This window comes from Nonomuraea sp. NPDC050540, from assembly GCF_044457485.1.
Lineage (GTDB): Bacteria > Actinomycetota > Actinomycetes > Streptosporangiales > Streptosporangiaceae > Nonomuraea.
In genome coordinates, this window is the sequence record NZ_JBITHA010000019.1 from 55,402 (window position 1) to 78,283 (window position 22,882).

Sequence of the window (22,882 nt, forward strand, 5' to 3'; positions counted from 1 at the left end):
CCCTCACGACCATCGCTCGACAGAGGGAAGGAAGTACGGCGGGGCGGGCGAGCCGGCCCCGCCGTAACGGAAAGGCGCTTGAAACAGATGCGTCGCTAGACCGAGCGGTAGAGCTCGGCGACGCGGAAGGCCAGGTCCAGGGACTGGGAGCGGTTGAGCCTCGGGTCGCAGGCGGTTTCGTAGCGGAGGGCGAGGTCGTCCTCGGCGATCTCCTGGCCGCCGCCCACGCACTCCGTCACGTCGTCGCCCGTGAACTCGATGTGGATGCCGCCCGGGTGCGTGCCGAGCGCGCGGTGCACCTCGAAGAAGCCGGCCACCTCGTCCAGCACGGCGTCCAGGCGGCGCGTCTTGTGGCCGCTCGGCGCCTCGAACGTGTTGCCGTGCATCGGGTCGCAGATCCACGCCACCTGCGCGCCCGACGCGGTGACCTCCTTGACCAGCGGCGGCAGCAGTTCGCGGATCTTCGGCGCGCCCATGCGGGTGATGAACGTCAGGCGGCCGGGCTCGTTGGCGGGGTTGAGCTTCTCGATCAGCGTGAGCGCCTCGTCGGCCGTCGTCGTGGGGCCGAGTTTGACGCCGATCGGGTTGCGGATGCGGGAGAAGAACTCCACGTGCGCGCCGTCGAGCTGACGGGTGCGCTCGCCGATCCACACCATATGAGCGGAGACGTCGTACGGCAGGCCGGTGCGTGAGTCGATGCGGGTGAGCGCCTGGTCGTAATCGAGGATCAGGGCCTCGTGGGAGGAGTAGAACTCCACGGTGTGGAACTCCTCCGGGTCGGCCCCGCAGGCCCGCATGAACGCGAGCGCCTGGTCGATCTCCCTGGCCAGCTGCTCGTAGCGGCGCCCGGCGGGCGACTCGAGCACGAAATCCTGGTTCCAGGCGTGCACCTGGCGCAGATCGGCGTAGCCGCCCTTGGTGAAGGCGCGGGCGAGGTTGAGCGTGACCGCCGAGGAGTGGTACGCCTTCAGCAGCCGCCACGGGTCGGGCACCCGGGACGCCTCGGTGAAGTCGAACCCGTTGACCATGTCGCCCCGGTAGGCGGGCAGGGTGACGCCGTCGCGGGTCTCGGTGCCCTTGGAGCGCGGCTTGGCGAACTGCCCGGCGACCCGGCCGATCTTCACGACGGGCACCTTGGCCGCGTAGGTGAGGACGATGGCCATCTGCAGCAGCGTCTTGAGCTTGTTGCGCACGTTGTCGGCGGTGGCGCCGGCGAACGTCTCGGCGCAGTCGCCGCCCTGCAGCACGAACGCCTGGCCGCGGGCCACGTCGGCCAGCTGAGCCTTGAGCTGGTCGCACTCGCCGGCGAACACCAGGGGGGGAAGAGAACGCAGCTCGTCCACGACCTTGCCGAGCTCGGCGGGGTCGGGCCAGTCAGGCTGCTGGGCGGCGGGAAGCGCCCGCCAGGAATCGAGGTTGCTCAGTGCGCTCACGACAAACGAGGGTATTCCACTCCGCCTTCCTCTCCGACCCCGGATTCCGCATTCTGAGAACGTGTTCTCACCTGGCGGCCCATCAAACCCGGTAAACCGGTCATATCACTTGGATGACATGCTTCCCGCGGACCCCGCCCGCCTCCAGCGCCCGGTGCGCCTTCGCGATGCCGGACAGCGGGTGGATCGTGTCCACGACCGGCCGGAGCGCCCCGGACTCCGTCAGCCGGGTCAGCTCGGCGAACAGTTCGTGGGTGGGGGCGCCGCTGAAGGCCCGCACGCGGTGCCTGCCGTACACGGTGGACGCGAGGATGTAGCCGATCGAGGCGGCCACGTGCGCGGCGTCGAACGCGATCGCCACCATACGGCCCCGCGGCGTCAGCAGGCGGCGCCACGCGGGCAGGTCTCTGCCCACGGTGTCGAGGACCACGTCGAACGGGCCGAGGCCGGCCGGGCCGGTCGTCGCGTAGTCGTAGGCCTCGTCGGCGCCGAGGTCGCGGACGAGGTCCAGGTTCGCGGCCCCGGCGAGTGCGGTGACGTGGGCGCCGTAGGCGCGGCCGAGCTGGACGGCGAGGCTGCCGACGCCGCCCGCGCCGCCGCGCACCAGGAGGCGCTCGCCGGGGGCGAGGCGGGCCTTGTCGCGCAATGCGGTGATCGCGGTCGTGCCCACGGGCAGGGCCGCGGCCTGGACCAGGTCGAGCCCGGCGGGGGCGAAGGCGAGCTGCCGGGGCCGCACCACCACATACTCGGCGGCGCTGCCGAAGCCCTGGGACCTGGCCATGGAGCCCCAGACCCGGTCGCCGGGCTTCAGGCCCGACCTCGGTGAGCCGAGGCCGGCGACCTCGCCGGCGAAGTCGATCCCGGTGCGCTTGGGCCAGCCCGGTCCGGCGAGCGCGGTGACCGGCCGTACCTTTCCGGCCCGGCCCAGGAGTTCGCCGCCGTTCACGGTGGTGGCGTGGACGCGTACCAGGACCTCTCCGGGGCCCGGGACGGGCTTGGGCAGCGTGCCCTCGTACAGCACTTCAGGGGGGCCATAGCGGTCGTAAAGGGCCGCGCGCATCTCACTCATGCCGTCACGCTAGCCCGCTAAACGGAGAGGCCACTCCATTTGAGCTAATGTGAGAAGCATGTCTGCGGAATCCTCTCGGATGGAGCTGCGCGCGGACGCGCGTCACAACCGGCGGCGCATCCTCGAAGCGGCCGGCGACCTGTTCGCCGCGCGGGGCCTCGACGTGCCCATGGCCGCGATCGCGCGGCGCGCGGGCGTCGGCGTGGCCACGCTCTACCGGCGCTTCCCCACCCGCGAGGCCCTGATGGCGGAGGTGTTCCGCGAGCATCTCGGCGCCTGCGTGGGGACGATCGACGAGGCCCTGGAGGACCCCGACCCCTGGCACGGGTTCCGCACGTTCATCGAGACGCTGTGCGCGATGAACGCCGTCGACCGCGGCCTCGCGGCCGCCTTCCTGAGCGAGTTCCCCGGCGCGGTCGACTTCGGGCGCGAGCGTGAGCGGGCCGAGCGGGGCTTCGCCGAGCTGGTACGGCGGGCCAAGGCGTCGGGCCGGCTGCGGGCCGAGTTCGAGCGCAGCGACCTCTCGCTCATCCTCATGGCCACCGACGGCATCACCGCGGCCTCCGCCGAGACCGCGGTGGCAGCCGCCCGCCGCCTGGCCGCCCTGATGCTGCGCTCCTTCCACACCGGACCGGCCGCGCCCCTGCCGCCGCCCGCTCCGCTCGCCCTCTACCACCTGCCCGTGCCGGACTAGGCGCGGATCAGGGCTTTCGTGCGCACGTGCTCGGGCCGGACGCCGAAGCCCACGAACCGCCGCAGCGCCGCGCCCAGGATCGGGACGCCGGTCACGTTGGCAGGGATGCGGGGTGGTTTCCGCCGGTTCTCCAGGGCGACGCTGATGACGCGGTCCTGGAACAGGCGCTGCGCGGCCTGCGTGACCTTCGCCGGGAACAACCGCCGACGCTGCACCAGGTGAAGCGCAGACTCCGGGATCGGCGCCCCCGAGCGCAGCGACCCGGCCAGCAGGTTGGCCGTGGCCACCGCGTCCTGGACGGCCAGGTTGATGCCGACGCCGAACACCGGCGACATCGCGTGCGCCGCGTCCCCGACGCACAGGAAACCGGGCAGGTGCCAGCGTTCCAGCCGGTTGACCGCCACGGTCAGCATGCTGAGGTCGTCGTAGCTCTGGACGAGGTCCACCCGGTCGGCGAGGAACGGCAGCAGCCGCCGTACCGGATCCCTGAAGGCGTCGATGCCCTGGGCGCGCAGCCGGTCGAAGCCGCCCTTGGGGATCACGTAGGCCATCTGCCAGTAGCTCTCCCGGTTGATGGCGACCATGAGCTTGCCGGCCGCCAGGCGCAGGAACGTGTGGTCGGTGTCGCCGGCCTCCCGCGGCATGCGGAACCACAGCACGTCCATGGGCGCCCCGAACTCCTCCGGCACGAGCCCCGCCGCCGCGCGCAGCGTGGAGCGCCGGCCGTCGGCGGCTACCGTGAGCGCGGCCCTGATCTCGTGCTCGCCCGAGGCGTCCCGGTAGCGCAGGCCGCGCACGACGCCGTCCTCGCGGATCAGGCCGGTCGCCCCGGCGTTCATGAGCAGCCGGAACGACGGGTACTCCTTGGCCGCCCCGACGATCAGGTCCAGGAAGTCCCACTGCGGGACCATCGCGATGTAGTTGTACGGCGTGCGCAGCTCCCTGAGGCTGGCCACAGGCCGGGGGCCGTCGTCGGTCAGCGCGTGGACCTGGTACGTCTTGCGGTGGGGCAGGTTGAGGAAGTCGTCGATGAGCCCGAGTTCGTCGAGCACCATCATGGTGGAGGGGTGGATCGTGTCACCCCGGAAGTCCCTGAGGAAGTCGGCGTGCTTCTCCAGCAGCGTCACCTCGACGCCGGACCTGGCGAGCTGCAGGGCGAGCATGGCGCCCGCTGGACCGCCTCCTGCGATTACACAGCTCATAATTCATCACCCAATGAAATTGTCGCACGACACGGGAAAAGCGCAAGGCCCGGCATCCGGCGGGCCCGAGGGGCCGAAGTACAGACGTGAGCGTCACGACCGCCCCGCCACGGCCGCGACGCGCACCCCGTTCGCGGCGCTCACCGCGCGACGGGCCGTACCGGCTGGGAGCGACCCCATGAACGAAGACCTCCACGCCCTGTCCGGCGCCTACGCCGTGCACGCCCTGCCCGAGCTGGAAGGGGAGTTGTTCGAACGGCACCTGGTCCGGTGCGTGGCCTGCCAGGGCGAGGTGCGCCGCCTGCGTGAGACGGCCGCCCGCCTCGCGCTCCCCGCGGCCGTCCCGCCGCCCGCCGCGCTGCGCCGCCGCGTGCTCGCCTCCGCCGCCCAGGTACGGCAGGCCCACGCCCCCGCCACCATCTACCCCTGGCCGCTGGCCGAATCGGGAGCCACCGTCTGGTACCCCAGGACGGAGCCGACGGGCACCCTCCCGTTCGGGACCGGCGCTCCAGGACCCGACCGGCCCGGCCCCCAGCGGACCGGCGCCACGGGGGCCGGGTCCTCACCGGCGCCGGACACGCCAGGCGTACGGCCGGAAGCGGGCGGCCCGGGGCAGGAAACGGGCGGCCCGCGCCCCGGAAGGCACGGCCGGGCGGGGCCCAGGGGACCCGGCCGGATGGGGTCCGGGGGGTCCGGCCGGGCGGGGTCCGGGGGGTCCGGCCGGCTGGGGGCCGGGTGGCGGGGGCGGGTGGCGGCGGGGCTGGCGGCCGTGTCCGCGGCGGCGGCCGTCGCCCTCGGGGTCCTCGCGGTTCAGGGCCAGCAGAGATTGGAGACGGTGATCGCCGGCCGGCAGGAGGCGCTCGACCGGCAGAAGGACCTGCTGGACGTCATGGCAGCCCCGGACGCCCGGGTCCTTCGGCGGCCGGTTACCGCCGGGGGCGAGGCCACCATCGTGGTCTCCAGGGAGCGGGGCAGGATGGTGTTCGCGGCGACCGGGCTGCCGCGCCTGAAGGAGGAAGAGGACTACGCGTTGTGGCTGATGGGGCCGCGGGGTGCCCGCCCGGCGGGGTTGCTGGACGACGGTGACGGGATGCTGCGGGCCGTACCGGAGAAAGGGGAGGAGCGGGTGGCGCTGACGGTCGAGCCGGCGGGCGGGTCGCGGTGGCCCACCACGGTGCCGATCATGCTGGCCGAGCTGCCCTCAGCCTGAGACGGCCACGGCCTTGCGGAAGGCGAGCAGGCACAGCCCGAGCGCGTCGTGCTTGGAGGTCTCCTCGTCGCGTATCTGCTGCCACGCGGCGTACAGCAGCGCCCACATCACCTGCTGCACCCAGCTCGCCGGCATCCGCGCGTCGACCGAGCCCTCTTCGCGGCCGCGCTCGATCATGGCGATCAGCTCGCGGTCGCTGGGGGTCTCGCTCTCCCAGTCGGCCGAGTCGATGAGGTGCGGTTCGGTGAAGGCGAGCATGAGGTAGTCGCCGAGCTCGAAGTACTCCTGCAGGAGGCGGTCGAGCACCTGGATGGCCGGTCCGTCGGTGAGCCTGGCCCGGCCGGTGGCCAGGGCGATCTTCTCCAGCAGGTCCTCGGACATCGCGGTGATCAGGTCGGTGCGCTCGGGGAAGTAGCGGTGGATCGTGGTGCGGCCGACCCCGGCGGCCGCGGCGACATCGCTGAGTGAGGCGCCCGAGTTGCCGGTCAGTGTGGAGAAGGCGGCATCGAGGATGGCGCGACGGGTCCGTGCGCGCAGTCCTGTCTCGGCAACGGTCATGGGCTTACCGTACCACTAAGAAACTCATTTGCCTTTCTTGGAACAAATGTGTTCCACTGTCATCCATGACTGCTCCAAAAAAGTTTCCGCGGCTCCGTATTTTGTGGAGCTTTGCCCGGCCCCACCGGGGCAAGCTCGCCCTCGGGTTGTTCCTCGCGCTGCTCGGCTCGGGGATGGGCCTGGCCACGCCGATGGTGACCAAGTGGGTGCTCGACTCGCTCGGCGCCTCGCTGTCGCTGTCCGGGCCCATCACCGCGCTGATCGGCCTGCTGCTGGTCGGCATCGTGATCCTGACCTGGCAGTGGATCATGCTCGGCGCGCTCGGCGAGCGGGTCGTGCTGGAGGCGCGCGAGTCGATGGTGCGCCGCTTGCTGCGCGCCACCATCCCGGCCGTGACCAGGCGCCAGAGCGGTGAGCTCGTCACCCGGGTCACCTCCGACACCGTGCTGCTGCGCGAGGCCGCGTCCTCCAGCGTCATCGGACTGATCAACGGCGCGATCATGCTGGTCGGCACGCTCGTGCTCATGGGCGTGCTGGACCTGGTGCTGCTCGGTACCACGGTCGCCGCGGTCGTCGTGGTGGGCCTGTTGTTCGCCACGCTGATGCCGGCCATCGCCAAGGCGCAGGAGCGGGCCCAGGAGCACGTGGGCCGCGTCGGCGGCCGGCTCGAAGGCGCGCTGCGCGCGATCAGGACCATCAAGGTGAGCCGCGCGGAGGACCGCACCGCCGAGCGGATCATCGACGACGCCCGCGTGTCGACCAAGTACAGCATCCGAGCGGTGCGCAGGGAGGCGATCGCCTGGACGCTGGCCTGGTCCGGCATCCAGCTGGCCATCATCCTGATCCTCGGCGTCGGCGCCTGGCGGGTGAGCCTCGGCGTGCTGGAGGTCTCCAGCCTGATCGCGTTCCTGCTCTACGCGTTCGCGCTGATGGAGCCGATCACCGAGCTCAGCCAGAACGTCACCGCCCTGCAGGCCGGCATCGCCGCCGCCGAGCGCATCCGCAGCGTCGACGACCTGGAGCAGGAGAGCTCCGTTCCCGCCGAGGCGGGCGTCGCGATCGCGGGCGCTCCCGCGCCGGCGATCCTGGAGCTGCGGGGAGTGCGGGCCGCCTACTCGGCCGACTCCGAACCCGCCGTCAAAGGCGTGGACCTGGTCATCCCGCGCCGCGGGCACGTCGCGATCGTCGGGCCGTCGGGGGCGGGCAAGACCACGCTGTTCTCACTGATCCTGCGCTTCCTGCAGCCTCAGGAGGGCGAGATCCTGCTGGACGGCGTGCCGTACCGGGACCTCACGCACGACCAGGTGCGCGCCCGGCTCGCCTACGTCGAGCAGGACACACCCGTCGTGCCCGGCACGATCCGCGACAACCTGCTGCTGTCGCACCCCGAGGCCGGCGAGGACGAACTGCGGAAGGTCCTGCACGACGTACGGCTGACCGAGATGGCCGGGAGCCTCGACCAGGAGCTGTCGCCGACGTCGGTCTCCGGCGGCCAGCGCCAGCGGATCGCCCTGGCCAGGGCACTGCTGCGCACCCCCGACGTGCTGCTGCTCGACGAGGCCACCGCCCAGCTCGACGGCCTCACCGAGGCGGCCGTGCACGACTGCATCGGCGATCGGGCGAGCAAGGGCGCCGTGGTGACGATCGCGCACCGGCTGTCCACCGTGATCGACGCCGACACGATCGTCGTCCTCGAGGACGGCAAGGTACGCGCGCAGGGCTCGCACGCGGCGCTCCTGGAGACCGACGAGCTCTACGCGAGCCTGGTCGAGGCGCTCAGCCTGGCTGAGGGCAAGAGCCCGGCCGTGGCCTGAGCGGGGAGCGGAGCGGCGCGGGGTGACGACGCCGCTCACCCGGTCGTCGCGGCCGAGGATCGGGAAGCGGTCCCTGGGCACGGGGTCTCCAGGGGCCGCCACGATCGTCCATGCGGCGGTGCCGCCGCTCAGCGCAGCGCCTCCACCGCCTTCACCAGCGAGGTCGTGGCCAGGTCGCGCAGCGGCGCGTACTCCTCCTCCGGGTACTGCCGAGGCCCGTTCTCCACCAGAAGGATCAGATAGAGGTAAGTGCGGTAGAGGTCGAGACGGGCCAGCGCGGCGGGCGTGAGCTCCAGCGGGCGCACCTCCCGGTACCCGGCCAGCAGCGGATCGTTCTCCGCGACCTCGCCGAAGATCGTCGGCGTGATCAGTTCGGCCAGCGGATCGCCCCAGAACGCCCGCTCGTGATCGATGATCGCCTGGATCCGGCCGTCGAGCGTGAGGAAGACGTTGCCCGGCCACACGTCGAAGTGGACCAGGCTCGGCGTGCGCACCTCCTCCAGCACGTGCGCGGCGGACTCGGCCACCCGCCGGATCTCCTCCGCGGGCAGCGGCAGCGGCGTCGGATAGCGCCGGGTGTCGTCCAGCAGCGCCCCGAGCATCGCCAGGTACGCCGCCCGCCAGGTCGGGCCGGTGATGCCGTTGTGCGGATAGCCGAACACCTCGCCGGTCACCGAGGCCAGCGTGGCCAGGTGCCGGCCCAGCTCGCGGCGTACGTCGTCGGGGGAGTCCGGCCGGGTACGGTTCCACGGCGTGCCGTCGAGCGCGCGCAGCACCAGGTAGTCGCCGCCGAGCACCGGATCGTCGAAGCCCGCCCGCAGCAGCCCGGCCACCGGCACGCCCGCCGCGCCGGCCAGCTCGATCGCGTGCGCCTCCATGCGCAGCAGGTTGCGCTCGTAGGTGAGCTGGTCGAGGTCGGGCGGCGGGGAGAGCTTGAGCACCACCTCGCGGCCGTCGTCCAGCCGCACCCGCCACACGGCGTTGGCGAACCCGTCGGTCAGCTCGCTCGCGTCGGCGACGCCCGTGCCCATCGCCCGCCGCAGCAACGCGTCGAGCTGCCCGGGGGACAGGCGGCGCTTGGTTCTGCTCTCCACAGAGCGAGATTCTGTCCGCTTCGAGCGGTGATCGTCCAGTGCGTCCGGAAAGCTAGACGGCGCTGATCGTCCAGCTCGCCTCGTGGTGCTCGCCCGGCTTCAGCACCACCAGGTCGGTTCCCGAGTTGAACGCGTCCGGCGGGCACGTCATCGGCTCCACCGCCACACCCTCGTAACCGAGCTGCCCGCCGGTGCACACCTGCACCCACGGCAGCACGGCCGGATCCCACGTCACGCGGGTGCCGCCGACCCGCACCTCGCCCGCCGCCAGCCCGGTGAAGGCGTTGTCGACGTCCTGGCCGCCGAGCGGGCGCGGCGCACGGAAGTCGTACGGCGTGCCGGACACCTCCTCCAGCGCCCGGGGCAGCAGCCGCTCGTCGTTCAGCACCACCTTGGCGGCCGGGACGTGCAGCACGTCGGAGCCGCCCAGCAGCCACGGATGCGGCCCGCACCCATAGGGAGCCGGGCGCCCGCCGGTGTTGCGGGCGGTGACGGTCGTGCTCAGCCCGGCGGCGTCGAGCCGGTGGAGCACCTGCAGCTCCAGCGTGAACGGGTAGCCGGGCGCCGGCGTGATCGTGTGGACCAGGCGGGCGAAGGCGTGGTCGTCCTCGGCGGCCAGCCACTCCGCTACCTGCCAATCGGCGGCGGAGACCAGCCCGTGCAGGGCGTTGCCGCGCTCGGGTTCGGTCAGCTCCAGCCGGTGCCCGTCGCCGTCGAAGGAGTAGCGGCCGCCCGCGACCCGGTTGGGCCACGGGGCCAGGATCGTCCCGGCGTAGAACGGGATCGGGCCGCCCTCCGGCCACGAGGTCACGAGGTCGCGCCCGCCGTGCCTGAGCACGCGCAGGGCGGCGCCGCGCTGGCTGATCTCGGCGGTGTAGCCGCCGCCGGACAGAGAGGGCACGGGGGAGTCCTTTCGCCAACGCTGGGGTCGGTCAAGGATATCCGCTGGTCAAGCGGAGGCTCGCCGTACCAGATGAGTGTCGAGTATGACGACCGGCTGGCTCAGCTCCTCGCCGTTGATGCGCGCCACGAGCAGGTGCGCCATCTGGCGGCCCATCTGCTCGGTCGGCTGGTGGACGGTCGTCAGCGGCGGGTCGGTGTGCAGGGCCGCCTTGGAGTCCTCGAAGCCGACCAGCGCGATGTCCTCGGGCACGCGGCGGCCGGCCGCCTTCAGCTCGCGCAGCGCGCCCACCGCCATCAGGTCGGAGGCGGCGAACACGGCGTCGAGGTCCGGATGGCCGGCCAGCAGCGCGCGCATCGCCGCGGCGCCGCTCTCCTCGGAGAAGTCGCCGTAGGCCACCAGGTCGGGGGCGTTCGAGGCCGGCAGCGCGTCACGGTAGCCGGCCAGGCGGTCCACACCGACGCCCATGTCCTGCGGGCCGGCGATGGTGGCGATGCGGGTGCGGCCGATGCCCAGCAGGTGCTTGATCGCCTGGCGGGCGCCGCCGCGGTTGTCCATGTCGACGTAGCTGTACGGGTCGAGGCCGACCGGGCGGCCGCCGAGCACGGTCGGCACGCCCATCTCCTCCAGCCGTCCCGGCAGCGGGTCGGCGCCGTGCAGCGACAGCAAGAGGACGCCGTCGACGTGCTGGCCGGTCAGGAAGTGCTCCAGCCGCTCGTGCTCTTCCGGCGACTGGGCCATCGCCAGTATGAGCTGCAGGCCGGTCTCGGCCAGCGCGGAGCCGATGCCCCTGATCGTGCCGGCGAAGTACGGCTCGTCGAAGACGCGGAGTTCCGACTCCGACACCACCAGCGCCACGGTGTCGGTGCGGCGGGTGACGAGGGTGCGGGCGGCGCGGTTGGGGATGTATCCGAGTTCGTCGATGGCCTGGCGTACGGCGGCGCGGGCCTTCGCGCTGACGTTGGGCGAGCCGTTGATGACCCTCGACACCGTGCCGCGCCCGACCCCGGCGCGGGCGGCGACTGCTTCAAGAGTCGGTCGGTTCATGGCCACCATTCTGCCGGATGATCTCCGCGTACCAGAGAGCGCTGTCCTTGAGCAGGCGGCGCTGGGTGGCGAAGTCGACGTGGACGAGGCCGAAGCGCTTGCCATAGCCCCATGCCCATTCGAAGTTGTCCAGGAGCGACCAGGCGAAATAGCCCTCCAGGGGGATGCCGCGGCGGGTGGCCTCCAGGCAGGCGGACAGGTGTTCGCGCAGGTAGGACACCCGGCCGGGGTCGTGGACGCGCTCCCCGTCCAGGTGGTCGTCGAAGGCGGCGCCGTTCTCCGAGACCACCATCGGCACCGCCGGGTACTCCTCGCGCACCCGCGTCAGCACCTCCAGCAGGCCGCCGGCGTCGATCTCCCAGCCCATCGCGGTGACCGGCCGCCCGCCCGAGACGAACGAGACGTGCTCGCTGCCGACCCACGGCGAGCCCGTGCCGGTCGGCGCCGCGGCGGCCGATGCGGCTCCGGGGCGGGAGGAGACGGTGAAGCGGCTGTAGTAGTTGACGAGCAGCAGGTCGATGGGCTCGCTGATGACCGCCAAGTCCCGATTGTTCATGAAATCCAGGTCCATGGCGAGGTCTTCCAGGACGTCGGGTGGATAGGAGCCCTTGAGAAGAGCGTCCAGGAAGAAGCGGTTCTGCAGGCCGTCGATGCGGCGGGCCGCGTCGTGGTCGTCCGCGGTGGCGGGCGTGATCGCGTAGAGGTTCACGCAGCCGCCCACGCGCGAAGGCCGCAGCGCCTGTACGGCCAGCCCGTGCGCCAGGTTGAGGTGGTGCGCCGCCCGGATCGCGGCCACCGGGTCCCGCCGCCCCGGCGCGTGCTCCCCCGAGGCGTACCCCAGGAAGGCCGCGCACCACGGCTCGTTGACCGTCGCCCACGTGTGCACCCGGTCGCCGAGCGCCTCGTGCACGGCGGCGGCGTAGTCGGCGAAGCGGTAGGCGGTCTCCCGTTCCGGCCAGCCGCCTCTGTCCTCCAGCGCCTGCGGCAGGTCCCAGTGGTAGAGCGTCAGCCACGGCTGGATGCCGTGCTCCAGCAGTTCGTCGGTGAGGCGGCGGTAGAAGTCGAGCCCCTTCTGGCTGACCGCGCCCGAGCCGTCCGGCTGCACGCGCGGCCACGAGACCGAGAACCGGTAGGCGGTCAGGCCCAGCTCGGCCATGAGCTTCACGTCGTCGCGATAGCGGTGGTAGTGGTCGACGGCCACGTCCCCGTGGTCGCCGCCGACCACCCGGCCGGGCACGCGGGTGAAGGTGTCCCAGATCGACCGGCCGCGCCGGTCGGCGGCGCCCTCGATCTGGTAGGCCGAGGTGGCCGCGCCCCAGGCGAACCCCGCGGGGAAACGTCCGGGCGCGTGCCGTACCTGATCTTCCTGGGTCGTCATGCCTTGACCGCGCCTTCCATGAGCCCGCCCACGATCTGACGGCCGAACAGGACGAACACCACGAACAGCGGCAGCACCGAGGCGGCCGTGCCGGTGAACAACATCACGTAGTCGGTGCCGTGCGCCGAGTTGAGCGCCGCGATCGACGTCTGCACCACCGGGTTGTCCGGGTTCAGCACGATGAGCGGCCACAGGAACTCGTTCCACGTCTGCATGAACACCAGCAGCGCCAGCACCGCCATGCCCGGCCGCAGCGCCGGGAGCACGACCCGCCAGTAGATGCCGAGCGTCGCCGCGCCGTCCACCCGCGCCGCCTCCACCAGCTCATCGGGTACGGCCTGCGCCACGTACTGCGTCATCATGAACACGCCGAACCCGTTGACCAGGAACGGCAGGATCACCGCCTTCAGCCGGCCGGTCCAGCCCAGCGAGACCATCAGCTCATACAGCGGCACCACGCCCATCTGCTGCAGCGGCACCATCATCGTCACCAGGATCAGCCCGAGCAGCAGCCGCGAGCCGGCGAAGCGCAGCTTGGCGAAGGCGAACCCGGCCAGCGTCGAGATCGCCACCACCGACAGCGTCACCGTGCCCGCCACGACCGCCGAGTTCAGCAGGCCCGTCAGGAAGTGGGCGTCCTCGGTGGCCAGCAGCCGCTCGACGTTCTCGCCGAGCAGGCCGCCGGGCAGCAGGGGCGGAGGGGTGTCCAGCGCGTCCTCGTTGGAGCGCGTGGCCATGATGAACATGTAGTAGATCGGGAAGGCCGACAGCACGAGCGCCACCGCCAGCCCGATCCTCGTCGTGATCGTGGCCCGGTTCATCGGATCCGCCTCGTGAACAGGTAGTTGACCAGGGTGCCGAGCAGGATCAGCACGAACAGCAGCCAGGCGGCGGCAGCGGCGTACCCCATGTCGAAGTCGCGGAAGCCCTCCTTGACCACGAACATCGCCACCGTCTGGTACTGGCCCGTGGTGCCGCCGGTCATCATCGGGTTGCCCTCGAACATGACCGGCTCGGCGAACAGCGTCAGCCCGCCGATCGTGGAGACGAACACCACGAACACCAGCGTCGGCCGGAGCATCGGCACGGTGATCCGCCAGAACTGCCTGCGCGGCGAGGCCCCGTCGAGCGCCGCCGCCTCATAGAGGTCGCGGGGGATCGTCTGCATCGCGGCCAGCAGGATGATCGCGTTGTAGCCGGTCCAGCGCCAGTCGATCATCACGGCGATGGCGATCCAGGACGACCACTTCTCGTTCTGCCACGTGATCGGGGTCCCCAGCAGCCAGTTGACCAGGCCGTAGTCGCGGGAGAAGAGCTGGCTGAAGATGACCGCGACCGCCACCACCGAGGTGACCAGCGGCAGCAGCACGCCCAGGCGCAGGATCAGGCGCCCCTTGAGGCGCTTGTTGAGCGCGTTGGCCAGCATCAGGGCCAGCAGTAGCTGCGGCACCGTGGCCAGCGCGAACATGCCGAGCGTGTTGCCGACCGCGTTCCAGAACTCGGCGTCGGTGACCAGTTCGGCGTAGTTGCCGAGCCCCAGCCAGCTCTTGTCCCCGGCCAGTTCCCAGTCGTGCAGCGAGATCCACAGCGTGTACCCGAGCGGGAAGGCGCCGAAGACGGCGAACAGCAGGTAGTACGGCGAGACGAGGAGATACGGGGTGCCGCGAAGATCGAACCGAGACCACCGTCCACCCCCGCCCGCACGCCCGCCCCCGCCTCGCCCGCCCGCACGCCCGGTGCCGCGGCCGTCCTGCCCACCTCCGCGCCCGCGCTCGTCCCGCCCATCCCCGCGCCTGTCTCGCCCGGCCCAGCGCCCGCGCTCGCCTCGCCCGGCGCTGCGCCGAGCCGGCGACCAAGCCTCCTCCGGTGTTGGCTCGTTCGCCTGCGGCTCCTTCACCTGCGGCATCTTTGTCCGCGGCTCCTCCGATCTTGGCTCCTTCGATCGCGGCTCCTTCGTCCATGGCTCCTTCGTCCATGGCTCCTTTGCCCGGGGGTCTTTTGCCCGGGGCCGGGGCGGCTGGTGGGGTGGCTGGGGCGGCGCGAAGTCCATGGCCATGCTCAGCCCGCGGCCTTCACGCCGGCGGCCACGAACCTGGCCCACGCCTCCTCATACGGCACCGCGCCCTGGTCCATGCCCTCGATGACCTTCTCGACGGCGGTCTTGACCTGGGCGTGCTTCTCGCCCAGGAACATCGGCAGCAGATCCTTGACCGAGGCGGAGAAGATCTGGCCGGTCGGGGCGTCGCTGAAGTAGGCGTTCTTCAGGCCGGTGACCTTCGCGTCCTGCTGCGCCGGCAGCGAGCTCGGGAACGCGCCCGCCTCCTCGAACGCCATGACGTGGCCGTCCTTGCCGGTCAGGTAGTTCAGGACCTCGGCGGCCTCCTTGGGGTGCTTGCTCTGCTTAGGCAGGGCCAGCCAGGAACCGCCCCAGTTGCCCGACCCGCCCGGCACCGCCGCGACGTCCCAATTGCCCTTGTTGCCCTCCCCGGCCTTGCCCTCGATGACGCCGAGCATCCACGACGGGCAGCCCATCGTCGCGAACCCGCCGCCCTTGATCGCCTTGTCCCACGCCGGGCTCCACGCCTGCAGCTTCGCGGTCATCCCGGCCTTGCTGAACGTCTGCACCCAGTCGAACGACGTCTTGATCGCCGGGTTCGACTCGATGACGAGCTGGTTGCTCTTGTCGAAGTAGGCGACGTTGCCGTTCTTCGGGGCCTCCTGGGAGAGGATGACGTTGTAGATGGTGTTGGGGCCGTCCATGAACTTCGCCCCGGTCTTGGCGGCCTCGAACTTCCTGCCGGTTTCCAGGAACGCGTTCCAGTCGGGCCAGAGCTTGGCCACGTCCTCCCGGCCGGTGGGCAGGCCGGCCTTCTTGAACAGGTCCTTGCGGTAGCACATCGTCATGCCGCCGATGTCGGTGCCGAGGGCGAACAGCTTGCCGTCGGCGTTGACGCCCGCCTCCCACTTGGCCGCGGGGAAGTCGGCCTTGCGGTTCTGCATGCCGTACTGGCCGAGGTCGGCGAAGAACTGGGGGCGGGCGGCCATGAGGCCCATGGCGCCTTCGTCGATCGCCACCACGTCCGCGGCACCGCTGCCCGCCTGGAGGCGCTGGAGGAGCTGAGGGAGGTAGACGTCCTCGAAGCGGTCGGTCAGGTTCTGGTACTTGACCTGGATGTCCGGGTGGGCGGCGTTCCAGGCCTCGACCGCTTTGTCATAGCCGAAGTTCTCACCGCCGCCGAAGGTGTGCACGGTGATCGTGACGGGTTCCGCCTTGGCTTGGGCAGAGGTCTGGGGCTGGGGGGTGGAGGTGGAGCCGCAGGCGGCCAGAGCGGCGGTCATGACCGCGGCGGTGGCCAGACGCGTGTGCTTCATGTGTGCCCCTTGATGGTGGGGTGGGGGATATGGGAGCGCTCCCATGCAGAGTGCATCAGGGCGATGTCCCCGTCAACGAGGCGACACGCAACCGTTACATTCCGCTCGTCCTCCGCCCTTGTATCGGACTCCAGACCACAAAACACCCACGGACACGCCTGGGAGCGCTCCCGTCTCCCGTATCCAAGCGGTCGGCACCAACCCCGCCACCCCGATCGACCCGCACCGCTCGACCCCGCAGTCGGGACTCCGATCACCCGCACCGCTCGACCTCGCAGTCGGGACTCCGATCACCCGCACCGATCGACCCCGCACCCAGCAGCCCGATCGACCCGCGCGGCCTCGATAAATGTGCGGCTGGCCCAGGAAGTGGCCAGGTAGCCGGGTGGCCAGGTAGCCAGCAGTCAAGGCAGCTTGTAAGTGTGCAGGCTTGCCAAGCGGGCCACCGTGTGGTCAGCGGTCCGGTTGTTGTGCGGGTGTGTGCTCCCAATGGGAGGGAAATGTGATGGCCGGGGTGGCTATTGGGGACTGTGGTGTTTGTGTGGTTTAGGAATGGCCGATCACGAATGAATAACGGGATGGGAGATCTATTTGAGGCGAAAGGGAGATCTATTTGGCGGGAGCCGTATCGGCGGGGAAGTCGTAATGGACGCCGGTGAGGGCTTCGGAGACTGTCCACAGGCGGGCGGCGACGGCGCGGTCCTTGGAGGCGGGGGAGGAGCCGACGGGGGCCGGGTAGCCGCGTGAGCCGAACGGGCCGTCGGGGCCGACGTAGGTGCCGCCGGCCAGGCCGCGTTCGGTGGCGGCGTAGAGGAGCGGCAGGGCGCCGCGTTCGGCGCTCTGGGCGAACAGCACGTTCCCCAGCCGGGAGCCGAACTCCAGGATCGGGTTGCCCTCCATGCGCGGGCCTGCGACCTGGAGGTTGGTGGCGGCGTAGCCGGGGTGGGCGGCGACGCTGGTCAGCGCGCCGGCGGCGCGGCGCTGCAGCTCATAGGCGAACAGCAGGTTGGCCAGCTTGGACTGCCCGTAGGCGGCCCACTTGCGGTAGGACCGTTCGCCCTGGAGGTCGTCGAAGTCGATGCGGCCCGTCTTGTGCATGCCGCTGCTGACGGTCACCACGCGGGGGTCGGGACGCTCCAGCAGCCGCGGCAGCAGCAGGCCGGTGAGCGCGAAGTGCCCGAGGTGGTTGGTCCCGAACTGCATCTCGAACCCGTCCACGGTCTGCCGGTACGGCAGCGCCATCACGCCCGCGTTGTTGACCAGCACGTCGAGACCGCCGGTGTACGCGGCGGCGAACGCTCGGACCGAGGCCAGATCGGCCAGGTCAAGTTGCCTGACCTCGATGGAGGCGTCGGGAGCCGCCTTCTTCATCAGCTGGGCGGCGGCCTCGCCCTTGGCGACGTCCCGGCAGGCCAGGACGGTGGTGGCCCCGCGCCTGGCCAGCTCACCCGCGGCGATCATCCCGACGCCGCTGTTGGCTCCCGTCACCACGGCCGCCAGGCCTGACAGGTCGCCGATGTCCGCTGCGGTCCATCCCATGACCCCTCCAAACGTGATCACCGTCACCCTAACCCGCCCACTCCCTCCCCGGTCATGAGACAACGCCGGGGTGGGACTTGAGGTCCCGGGGGAGCGTGGGCTGGGAGCCGGGTTGTATGGCCGGAGGTTCGCGGGATGGCGTGGCCGTGGGAGGGGCTGGCGGATCGGGGCGCGCACGGATGGAGTCGGCGCAGGTGAGGGGTGCGTGGGAGTGGGACGGGCCCACGGGGTGTGAGGGCGGGATGGGGGTACGCGACGACGGGGCGGCGGCGGGTGAGGGGTGCGCGGGGGCGGGGCGAGGGGGTGTCGGGGCGGGGCGGGGGTGGCGGCGGGTGAAGGGGTGCGCGGGGCGGGGCGTGTCAGGGCGGGGTGGGTGTGCGCGGGGGCGGGGCGAGGGGGTGTCGGGGCGGGGCGGGGGTGGCGGCGGGTGAAGGGGTGCGCGGGAGCAGCGGGGGAGTGTGGCGGTGGGGTGGGGAGGGTGCCGGAGGTTCGCGGGGTGGTGCCGGACATGGGAACGGCGCGCCCGGGGGGAGGGGGCGCGCCGTTCCTGGGAGGGAGAGTGGGGGGAAGGGGAAGTTAAGCCGAGTAGTCGGGGTAGCCGTAGCCGACGACCTGGGAGGCGGGGCGGATGCGCTCCTCGACCTTGCCGTTGCCGGTGTTGCCCTCGACGGTGGTGATGGTGCCGTTGCCGTTGTCCTTGATGACGAACCCGACGTGGTTGATGGAGTCGAGGCTCTTGCTGCCGCTCCACGAGAAGAAGACGACGGCTCCGGGCTTCGCGCCGGTGCCCCATCGGTTGTTGTTCTTGAACCACTTGGCGTGGGTGACGGTGTAGGCGTCCCAGCCGACGGTGGTGCGGGCGCCGGTCTCTTCGCCGACCCAGCTGACGAACATGGCGCACCATGCGGCGTTCAGGTAGGCCTGGCGGTTGCCGCCGTCGCGCTTGACGGTCTCGGCGGCGCGGGGGGAGGACATGTACCACTTCTGGAACTTGGTGCCGCCGCCCCTGGAGTCCTCGCGGGTGCCGATCTGCTTCTTGGCCAGCGCGAGGACCTGGGCCGCCGTGGGCTTGGGCCGGTCGCTGCCGGCCTTCTTGCCGGGCTCGGCCTGGACGACGGTTTCCGGGACGCCCTTGGCGGCGGCGGACGCGGCGTGCGTCTCGGCCTGGGCGGGGTGTGTCGCGAACGCCGCGGTGGCGGCGATGGTCACGCCGAGAGCGGCGCGGGTGAGGTCGATCTTGGGGGCACGGGTAAGACGATGCTTCGCCATCGGGTGGGGTGACTCCTTGCTTCCATGCCGCTTACCGGGTTAGCTGACGGGTTCGGGCATGGAAGCTGCCCTACGGCGCGTGGCGCCGATTCACCCCAAAGGACCTGGGTCCCCGGTTCCGCGAGGGTGCGGATTCAGCGGTCACAGGCAAAGCCTGTGATGTGTGTGCGATGGTCTGGCAACGAACGGGTAGCCCGGACGTATGCCTTGGATGACCTGAAGGTAATACATGGGGCAAGGGGATTACAAACTCATAAATGACCATCCAAGGCTTGGTGCGGCCAAAAGGCCGCACCAGCCGGTCATCCCATCCAGTTAAAATTTGCCGGATCAGGTCCCAGACGGGTGCCGTTGTTGAGGGCTCCTATGGCAGCCATGTCCTCCGGGTCGAGCGTGAAGCCGAAGACCTGGATGTTCTCCCTGATCCGCGCCGGCGTGACCGACTTGGGGATCACCACGTTGCCGAGCTGGATGTGCCAGCGGAGCACGATCTGCGCGGGTGATTTGCCGTGTTTTCCGGCCAATGTGGCGAGGGCGGGGTCGTTCAGCAGGCCCTTGCCCTGGCCCAGCGGGCTCCACGCCTCGGTGAGGATTCCGTTGGCCTCGTGGAAGGCGCGCAGTTCGATCTGGGGGAAGTTCGGGTGCAGTTCGATCTGGTTGATCGAGGGGGTGATCTCGGCCTCGTCGATGAGCCTGGTGAGGTGCTCCACGCCGAAGTTCGATACGCCGATCGCGCGCGCCCGGCCGTTTCGGTAGATCTTTTCCAGGGACTTCCATGCCTGGAGGTATTTGTCCTGATCTGGAACCGGCCAGTGGATGAGATAGAGGTCGACGTAGTCGAGGCCCAGACGGGCCAGGCTCTCCTCGAAGGCCTCCTCGGCGCGGCCGTGGTCGGCGTTCCAGAGCTTGGTCGTGATGAACACCTTCTCCCGTGGCAGCCCCGACTCCCGGAAGGCGCGGCCCACCCCTTCCTCGTTGTAGTAGAGCCTGGCGGTGTCGATATGGCGGTATCCCGCCTGAAACGCGGTGGCGACCGCGCGTTCGGCCTCGTCGTCGGGCACCTGCCAGACGCCGAAGCCGAGCTGCGGGATCTGCACACCGTCGGTGTTGAGCAGCAGCGAGTTCATGCGACCCATTGTTCATATGGCGTTCCCTGCGGCTTAAGGCGACCGGGCTAGCTTGAACCCGTCGTGAAGAAGCAATGGGCTTGGGTGGAATCGCCGCTCCAGATGCTCTGCGCCGTCGAGGCCCACCACGCCGGGCTGCTCGGTGAGCGCACGGTCATCGTGCCGAGGGCGCGTCAGCGCGCACTCGTGGCCACGCGCCGCGAGCTGGCCGGGCTCGACCTGCCCGACGGGCTCGAGCTGGCCAGGCCGAGCGAGGAGATGCCGCGACCGGTCCAGGTGGTCGGTGACGCCTTCTCCGGGCGGGTGCAGCTGCGCTGGCTGACCTCGCGGCCGGGCCGCATCGTCATCGTGGACGACGGGCTGGCCACGCTCCGGCTGCTTGAGCTGCTGGCCGCGGGGCCGTATCGGGCGCTGCTGAGGGCCAGGCACAAGGCGGGACTGCCGCGCAGGGTCCTCGGGACGGCGGCGGCGCTCAGGCTGGCCGCCTCCAGCACCGCGGTGTTCACCGCGCTGCCCGTCAAGGACGACCTCGCCGGCGCCGTGCGCGAGCGCGGCATCGACCTCATCTGCCACGACTTCGGCTGGCTGCGCGCGCAGCCCCTGCGCTCGCCCGGCCCGGCCGAGCGCACGGTCGTGCTCGGCACCTCGCTGGTCCGCAACGGGCTCGTGCACCGCGAGCGCTACCTGCGCTGGCTGACGGAGCTGGCCGCCAGCGAGCCGCTCGCCTACTTTCCCCACCGCCGCGAGGACCCCGTCGATGTGGCCGTGATCAGCGAACGGCCCGGCATCACCGTGCACGACGCCGGGGTACCCGCCGAACTCACGCTTCGCGGCCTGGACGCGAGCCAGCGCGTCCTGAGCCTGCCCTCGACCGCCATCACCTCGCTGCGTGTGCTGCTCGGCACCCGCGGGGTCGCGGTCGAACCGGTCGAGGTGCCGGACGACTGGTGGACCAGCCGGGCGGCCCCGGCGCTTCGCTCACATCTGACGGGGGTTGCCGGGTGAGGATCCTGGCCGTTGCCGACTCTGACTCGTATCTGAAGTGGGCGGCCTGCCTGCTCGCCGACCTGCCCGGGGACTGGGAGCGCGATCTCGCGGTGGTCCGCACGCCGATCGTGCCCTCGCCGCTGCAGATCGCCGCCGCCGTCGGCGACGGTCCCCTGCCGCCGGTGCTGTCGGCGCGGTCCTTGCGGCGTACGGCGCAGCGGACCAGACCCGACGCGATCGTGGTGGCGTGCACGGGCCCGGTGGTGGACGTGCTGGTCGCCGAGGTGCTCGACGAGCTGCGGCCCCGGCCCGTCTTCGTCACCGGCCTGCCCGGCATCTCGGTGCCCGCCACCGACAAGGCCTGGCTGTTCCGCAGCGGGTGCGACCTGTTCGTCGTGCACAGCGAGCGGGAGGCGGCCGAGTTCGGCGAGGTGGCCGGCCGGCTCGGCGGAGGGGGGCGGGTGGGGCTCGCCCGCCTGCCGTTCCTGCGCGTCCCGGAGGACGGGGCCCGCTTCGAGCCGGACGGACGCGAGCGCGACCGGGTGGTCTTCGCCACGCAGGCCAAGGTGCCGCGCGGCCGCGAGGAGCGCGAGCAGGTGCTGCTTGCCCTGGCCAAGCTGGCCGATCGCCGCCCCGACCTGGACGTCGTGGTCAAGCTGCGCGCCCTGGACGGCGAGCGGCAGACCCACAACGAGCGTCACCCCTATCAGCGGCTCTGGCAGGAGCTCGGCGAGCCGGGACGGCTGCGCTTCGCCGCCGGTTCGATGGACGAGCACCTGGCGGTGGCGGCGGGGTTCGTGACGGTGAGCTCGACCGCGGCGCTGGAGGCGATCGCCAGGGACGTGCCGTCGCTGGTGCTGGAGGACTTCGGCGTCAGCGCCGAGATGATCAACCTGGTTTTCACCGGCAGCGGGCTGCTGGGCACGCTCGACGACCTGGCCGACGGGGCCTTCCGCGAGGCGCGGGGGGCGTGGCGGGCGGCGAACTACTTCCACGCGGCCGAGGCGGGGACGTGGGTGGGCCTGCTGGACGAGCTGCTGGCGGGCCCTCGCGAGCCGGCCCGTTCGCTGCTCGACGGAGCCGAGCACCTGGCCGCCCGGCGGCGGGCGCGGTTGCGGGTGGAGGTGCCGCCCGAGGTGCTGCGCATCGGCTACCGCACCAAGCGCAGGCTCTCCCGGGCCCTGCGCGCCGGCTGAGCGAGCCGGGCGTCAGCTTGGGGCGAGGTGGGGCCGGAGCACGTCCAGGTGCTCCGGGCGGCCCGCGGCGACCACGTTCGAGCGGTAGAGACCCACGGCGCCGGGACGGTCGAAGTAGGCGCGCTCGCACGGCACCAGCGTGTTGTGCAGCTCGTCGATCAGATAGACCTGGGGATAGTGCGCGTAGACGAGGTCGAGCAGCTCGCCGGTGTCGCAGCCGCAGTTGGCCTGCAGCTCCGGGTGCAGTTCGAACAGCAGCGCCGGGCGCGCGGCGAGCGTGGCCGCGGCGCCCTTGAGCACGAAGCCCTCGTAACCCTCGACGTCGATCTTGATCAGGTCGGCGGTGCGGCCGTCGAGGTAGGCGTCGAGCGTGGTCATCGCGACCGTCACCGACCGGCCGCCGGGACCGGCGTTGCGGACGTCGGCCGAGTGCTTGCCGGACTGCTCAGCCGACAGGTGCAGCTCAAGGGACCCGGCTTCCGCGCCCACGGCCGTCGCGGCCACCTCGACCCGCTCGCCCAGCCCGTTGCGTTCGACGTTGGCGCGCAGGTGGCCGAGGTTCTCCGGCACCGGCTCGAAGGCGATCAGCCGCCCGGACGGCATCCGGGCGCCGCCCGCGCAGGCGTAGACGCCGATGTTGGCGCCGACGTCGGCGACCAGCCCGCCGAGCGCGGCCAGGTCCTCGAAGAGCGAGACCTCGAACTCCTCGTAGTAGCCGCCCGAGATCGACGGCATGATCGTGTTGTCCCACGCGGGCCCGGTCAGGCGTACGCCGCGGTAGGCCACGACGGCGCCCGGGGCCACGCCCATGCGGAAGACGCGGTGGTAGACGACGTTGACCAGCGGCAGCCCGCGCACGCTGCGTCCACGCAGCAGCACCCGGGCCAGCCGACTGCGGTTGGCGGCGCGGGCGGCGCGCATCGTGGTGACGGCGAGCCTGTGCTTTAACTTGCCGATCATGACTCCACCCTGTCACGGAGCCAGGGCGGATG

General features: G+C 71.3%; 20 protein-coding genes and 1 riboswitch. Of the genes, 5 read left to right on the forward strand and 15 right to left on the reverse strand.

Going from position 1 to position 22,882, the window contains the following annotated elements:
* Nucleotides 1-95: 95 nt before the first annotated feature.
* Nucleotides 96-1,433, reverse strand: a complete 1,338-nt coding sequence (locus ACIBI5_RS43930) for a class II 3-deoxy-7-phosphoheptulonate synthase (protein ID WP_397256193.1) — start codon at nt 1,431-1,433, stop codon at nt 96-98.
* Between the two features lie 100 nt (nt 1,434-1,533).
* A complete protein-coding gene (locus tag ACIBI5_RS43935) occupies nt 1,534-2,493 on the reverse strand; it encodes an NAD(P)-dependent alcohol dehydrogenase (protein WP_397256439.1) in 960 nt (319 codons plus the stop codon).
* A 67-nt stretch (nt 2,494-2,560) separates the two neighbouring features.
* On the opposite strand from ACIBI5_RS43935, the gene ACIBI5_RS43940 reads away from it, so the two are divergent.
* A complete protein-coding gene (locus ACIBI5_RS43940; protein WP_397256195.1) occupies nt 2,561-3,196 on the forward strand; it encodes a TetR/AcrR family transcriptional regulator in 636 nt (211 codons plus the stop codon).
* Here the strand turns inward: ACIBI5_RS43940 and ACIBI5_RS43945 are convergent.
* Nucleotides 3,193-4,398, reverse strand: a complete 1,206-nt coding sequence (locus tag ACIBI5_RS43945) for an FAD-dependent oxidoreductase (RefSeq protein ID WP_397256197.1) — start codon at nt 4,396-4,398, stop codon at nt 3,193-3,195. The genes ACIBI5_RS43940 and ACIBI5_RS43945 overlap by 4 nt on opposite strands.
* Nucleotides 4,399-4,576: 178 nt before the next feature.
* On the opposite strand from ACIBI5_RS43945, the gene ACIBI5_RS43950 reads away from it, so the two are divergent.
* Entirely contained in the window at nt 4,577-5,608 is a 1,032-nt protein-coding gene (locus ACIBI5_RS43950; RefSeq protein WP_397256198.1) for an anti-sigma factor domain-containing protein, read from the forward strand.
* Here the strand turns inward: ACIBI5_RS43950 and ACIBI5_RS43955 are convergent.
* Complete coding sequence (locus tag ACIBI5_RS43955; RefSeq protein WP_397256200.1) at nt 5,600-6,166, reverse strand: TetR/AcrR family transcriptional regulator; 567 nt, start codon at nt 6,164-6,166, stop codon at nt 5,600-5,602. The two genes, ACIBI5_RS43950 and ACIBI5_RS43955, sit on opposite strands and share 9 nt — an antisense overlap.
* Nucleotides 6,167-6,231: 65 nt before the next feature.
* Here ACIBI5_RS43955 and ACIBI5_RS43960 point away from each other — a divergent pair, with 65 nt between their 5' ends.
* Nucleotides 6,232-7,980: an ABC transporter ATP-binding protein gene (locus tag ACIBI5_RS43960; protein WP_397256202.1), complete on the forward strand. Its 1,749-nt coding sequence runs from the start codon at nt 6,232-6,234 to the stop codon at nt 7,978-7,980.
* A gap of 128 nt (nt 7,981-8,108) precedes the next feature.
* Here ACIBI5_RS43960 and ACIBI5_RS43965 read toward each other — a convergent pair whose 3' ends face one another.
* From ACIBI5_RS43965 to ACIBI5_RS44010, 10 genes are all read right to left on the reverse strand, one after another.
* Nucleotides 8,109-9,074 carry a phosphotransferase family protein gene (locus ACIBI5_RS43965; RefSeq protein WP_397256204.1) on the reverse strand — a complete coding sequence of 322 codons (966 nt, stop codon included), beginning with the start codon at nt 9,072-9,074 and terminating at the stop codon, nt 8,109-8,111.
* A 52-nt stretch (nt 9,075-9,126) separates the two neighbouring features.
* On the reverse strand, nt 9,127-9,975 hold the full coding sequence (locus tag ACIBI5_RS43970) for an aldose 1-epimerase family protein (protein WP_397256205.1): 849 nt from the start codon (nt 9,973-9,975) through the stop codon (nt 9,127-9,129).
* Nucleotides 9,976-10,023: 48 nt separating this feature from the next.
* A complete protein-coding gene (locus ACIBI5_RS43975; RefSeq protein ID WP_397256207.1) occupies nt 10,024-11,031 on the reverse strand; it encodes a LacI family DNA-binding transcriptional regulator in 1,008 nt (335 codons plus the stop codon).
* Nucleotides 11,003-12,400 (reverse strand): GH1 family beta-glucosidase, encoded by a 1,398-nt coding sequence (locus ACIBI5_RS43980; RefSeq protein WP_397256209.1) that lies wholly within the window; start codon nt 12,398-12,400, stop codon nt 11,003-11,005. The genes ACIBI5_RS43975 and ACIBI5_RS43980 overlap by 29 nt, the downstream gene beginning before the upstream one ends.
* Nucleotides 12,397-13,221 carry a carbohydrate ABC transporter permease gene (locus ACIBI5_RS43985; protein ID WP_397256210.1) on the reverse strand — a complete coding sequence of 275 codons (825 nt, stop codon included), beginning with the start codon at nt 13,219-13,221 and terminating at the stop codon, nt 12,397-12,399. The genes ACIBI5_RS43980 and ACIBI5_RS43985 overlap by 4 nt, the downstream gene beginning before the upstream one ends.
* A complete protein-coding gene (locus tag ACIBI5_RS43990; RefSeq protein WP_397256212.1) occupies nt 13,218-14,306 on the reverse strand; it encodes a carbohydrate ABC transporter permease in 1,089 nt (362 codons plus the stop codon). The genes ACIBI5_RS43985 and ACIBI5_RS43990 overlap by 4 nt, the downstream gene beginning before the upstream one ends.
* Before the next feature lie 152 nt (nt 14,307-14,458).
* Nucleotides 14,459-15,772 (reverse strand): ABC transporter substrate-binding protein, encoded by a 1,314-nt coding sequence (locus ACIBI5_RS43995; RefSeq protein ID WP_397256214.1) that lies wholly within the window; start codon nt 15,770-15,772, stop codon nt 14,459-14,461.
* Nucleotides 15,773-16,381: 609 nt separating this feature from the next.
* Nucleotides 16,382-17,311 carry an oxidoreductase gene (locus ACIBI5_RS44000; RefSeq protein WP_397256216.1) on the reverse strand — a complete coding sequence of 310 codons (930 nt, stop codon included), beginning with the start codon at nt 17,309-17,311 and terminating at the stop codon, nt 16,382-16,384.
* Between the two features lie 576 nt (nt 17,312-17,887).
* Entirely contained in the window at nt 17,888-18,580 is a 693-nt protein-coding gene (locus tag ACIBI5_RS44005) for a CHAP domain-containing protein (RefSeq protein ID WP_397256217.1), read from the reverse strand.
* A gap of 13 nt (nt 18,581-18,593) precedes the next feature.
* Nucleotides 18,594-18,730, reverse strand: a riboswitch (cyclic di-AMP (ydaO/yuaA leader).
* A gap of 152 nt (nt 18,731-18,882) precedes the next feature.
* Nucleotides 18,883-19,707 (reverse strand): aldo/keto reductase, encoded by an 825-nt coding sequence (locus tag ACIBI5_RS44010; RefSeq protein ID WP_397256219.1) that lies wholly within the window; start codon nt 19,705-19,707, stop codon nt 18,883-18,885.
* Between the two features lie 84 nt (nt 19,708-19,791).
* Here ACIBI5_RS44010 and ACIBI5_RS44015 point away from each other — a divergent pair, with 84 nt between their 5' ends.
* On the forward strand, nt 19,792-20,712 hold the full coding sequence (locus ACIBI5_RS44015; RefSeq protein ID WP_397256221.1) for a hypothetical protein: 921 nt from the start codon (nt 19,792-19,794) through the stop codon (nt 20,710-20,712).
* Nucleotides 20,709-21,890, forward strand: a complete 1,182-nt coding sequence (locus ACIBI5_RS44020; RefSeq protein ID WP_397256222.1) for a DUF6716 putative glycosyltransferase — start codon at nt 20,709-20,711, stop codon at nt 21,888-21,890. Before ACIBI5_RS44015 ends, ACIBI5_RS44020 begins: the two co-directional genes overlap by 4 nt.
* 12 nt (nt 21,891-21,902) lie before the next feature.
* On the opposite strand, the gene ACIBI5_RS44025 is transcribed toward ACIBI5_RS44020, so the two are convergent.
* Nucleotides 21,903-22,850 (reverse strand): FkbM family methyltransferase, encoded by a 948-nt coding sequence (locus tag ACIBI5_RS44025; protein WP_397256224.1) that lies wholly within the window; start codon nt 22,848-22,850, stop codon nt 21,903-21,905.
* Between the last annotated feature and the right edge of the window lie 32 nt (nt 22,851-22,882).

Coding starts and splice junctions, on each gene's coding strand:
- ACIBI5_RS43990 (WP_397256212.1), bottom strand. CDS start 14,306: ATGCCGCAGGTGAAGGAGCCGCAGGCGAACGAGCCAACACCGGAGGAG.
- ACIBI5_RS43955 (WP_397256200.1), bottom strand. CDS start 6,166: ATGACCGTTGCCGAGACAGGACTGCGCGCACGGACCCGTCGCGCCATC.
- ACIBI5_RS44000 (WP_397256216.1), bottom strand. CDS start 17,311: ATGGGATGGACCGCAGCGGACATCGGCGACCTGTCAGGCCTGGCGGCC.
- ACIBI5_RS43995 (WP_397256214.1), bottom strand. CDS start 15,772: ATGAAGCACACGCGTCTGGCCACCGCCGCGGTCATGACCGCCGCTCTG.
- ACIBI5_RS43950 (WP_397256198.1), top strand. CDS start 4,577: ATGAACGAAGACCTCCACGCCCTGTCCGGCGCCTACGCCGTGCACGCC.
- ACIBI5_RS43935 (WP_397256439.1), bottom strand. CDS start 2,493: ATGCGCGCGGCCCTTTACGACCGCTATGGCCCCCCTGAAGTGCTGTAC.
- ACIBI5_RS44025 (WP_397256224.1), bottom strand. CDS start 22,850: ATGATCGGCAAGTTAAAGCACAGGCTCGCCGTCACCACGATGCGCGCC.
- ACIBI5_RS43985 (WP_397256210.1), bottom strand. CDS start 13,221: ATGAACCGGGCCACGATCACGACGAGGATCGGGCTGGCGGTGGCGCTC.
- ACIBI5_RS43980 (WP_397256209.1), bottom strand. CDS start 12,400: ATGACGACCCAGGAAGATCAGGTACGGCACGCGCCCGGACGTTTCCCC.
- ACIBI5_RS43945 (WP_397256197.1), bottom strand. CDS start 4,398: ATGAGCTGTGTAATCGCAGGAGGCGGTCCAGCGGGCGCCATGCTCGCC.
- ACIBI5_RS44005 (WP_397256217.1), bottom strand. CDS start 18,580: ATGGCGAAGCATCGTCTTACCCGTGCCCCCAAGATCGACCTCACCCGC.
- ACIBI5_RS43960 (WP_397256202.1), top strand. CDS start 6,232: ATGACTGCTCCAAAAAAGTTTCCGCGGCTCCGTATTTTGTGGAGCTTT.
- ACIBI5_RS43975 (WP_397256207.1), bottom strand. CDS start 11,031: ATGGTGGCCATGAACCGACCGACTCTTGAAGCAGTCGCCGCCCGCGCC.
- ACIBI5_RS43940 (WP_397256195.1), top strand. CDS start 2,561: ATGTCTGCGGAATCCTCTCGGATGGAGCTGCGCGCGGACGCGCGTCAC.
- ACIBI5_RS44010 (WP_397256219.1), bottom strand. CDS start 19,707: ATGAACTCGCTGCTGCTCAACACCGACGGTGTGCAGATCCCGCAGCTC.